We start from the raw sequence: 1549 nt of genomic DNA, 5'->3' as shown, positions 1-1549 counted from the left end.
AGCTTTACTGAAATTCTGCAATCTACAAGTGAAATTGCAAAACAAATTGAAAGTCTAGTTCAGACAGCAAAACAAATGTCCAAAGGGGCAGATGAGGTGTCAGTTTCAGTTGGTGAAATCGCAATAACAGCGAGTAACAATGCATCTAGCACACAAAGTGTAGCGGCATCGGCAGAAGAACAATTGGCATCTATAGAAGAAATTAGTTCAGCAGCTGGAACGCTTTCACAAATGGCAGAGGAATTACAAGTATTAATTGAAAGATTTAAAGTATAAACGAAAAGTGTGTGAATCAAATGGTTCACGCGCTTTTCGTTTTTGTCACGTTATTAAAGAATAAGAGGAAATATATCGTCTTGAGCGGGGAAATACAGTTGTTATAGTCGTTTATGGTACAATAAATGTACTTAGGGTATATTGAGCAAGAAGTAAGAGAGGAGTTATTTGTATGCTACACGAGGAGATTACATCATTTTTTCAAGTTCTTCCACAAAAAGACGGAACACGAGGCTGGAAGTACTATATTCAAGAAGAAAAAGGTACCTATTTCGTAACAAATACAATTTCATTAACAGGTACAAGTATAGAATTGTTTTTTAATGAAGACGATGAAATTCGTCTTGTTTTATATAAAGATGGTCAGGCGATTACAACGATTCAACGTATCGCTGTTCAAAAGCTCGATATTATAAAAGAAGAGGAAAGCTTTCAATTTGTGCTAGATCGTATGCCAAGCCGTATGATTCGATTACAGTTAAAACCATTTTTGGCAGTTGAAATGGGATTATATTGGGAAGTGTGTGAAGAGTGTGAGTAAAAACATCCTGTTATTAATGGATGTTTTTTTATTTTGCTATTCGTAGTTACTAAGAAATTTCTTCAATTCATTATAAAGTAAAGGAGGTGTCTTCATTATGGAATAATCAATTTATGTCGAAATAAAATCTTGGAGTCTATATATTAAAAAATAATAGTATCTATATATAGACAAAATGAGATTGATTGTTTAGAATTTACACAGTATGAGTCGGAAAGTATTGTACATTTCATTGACTCGTATTCATTCTTTGTTTTTTCTTTATCGTATACACTTTTTTAATATCATCTTAGATCGCACATAAAGGAGGAGCTGTATGTCAAAAGTGTTTAAAGTATTTCAGAATATGAATGTAGGGAAAAAACTGTTGCTTTCGTTTTTTGTCATTTTAATTTCTGCTGTGTCTGTAATTGGCACTCTATCTTATCAAACTGCAAAGAAGAATTTTGATAGTCAAATTACAAGCAGCGTAAGTGAAAATATTAAAGTGTTAGACAGTTTAATTAATCAAACAATTGATGCGAAGTGTAATGACGTTACACATTTTTCTAAAGTCATTCAGCGTAATATGCATGAGACCGATAATAGGGAAAGTATTAGGAAAATGTTTACAGATTATGCAAGTTTGCATCCTGATATTATATATACTTATGTAGGAACTGATAACGGATCATTTATTCAAGAACCGAACGTACAAATGCCAGCAGATTATAATCCGAAAGAGCGTCCTTG

Annotated in this window: 1 protein-coding gene and 2 pseudogenes; all 3 read left to right on the top strand. The window is 32.8% G+C overall.

Annotated features, from left to right (window positions below):
* Positions 1–276, top strand: a pseudogene (locus H280_RS24320) (chemotaxis protein); the annotation flags it as partial.
* A gap of 172 nt (positions 277–448) precedes the next feature.
* On the top strand, positions 449–817 hold the full coding sequence (locus tag H280_RS0122860; RefSeq protein WP_020063410.1) for a DUF3979 family protein: 369 nt from the start codon (positions 449–451) through the stop codon (positions 815–817).
* 316 nt (positions 818–1133) lie between these two features.
* Positions 1134–1549 (top strand): annotated as a pseudogene (locus H280_RS24315) (chemotaxis protein); the annotation flags it as partial.

Origin of the sequence: Bacillus sp. 123MFChir2 (genome assembly GCF_000383235.1) — a bacterium.
Taxonomy (GTDB): domain Bacteria; phylum Bacillota; class Bacilli; order Bacillales; family Bacillaceae_G; genus Bacillus_A.
This window is presented reverse-complemented; position numbering and strand designations above follow the sequence as displayed.

Excerpts from the sequence above, each read along its gene's own strand:
- H280_RS0122860 (WP_020063410.1), top strand. The coding sequence starts at position 449 with ATGCTACACGAGGAGATTACATCATTTTTTCAAGTTCTTCCACAAAAA.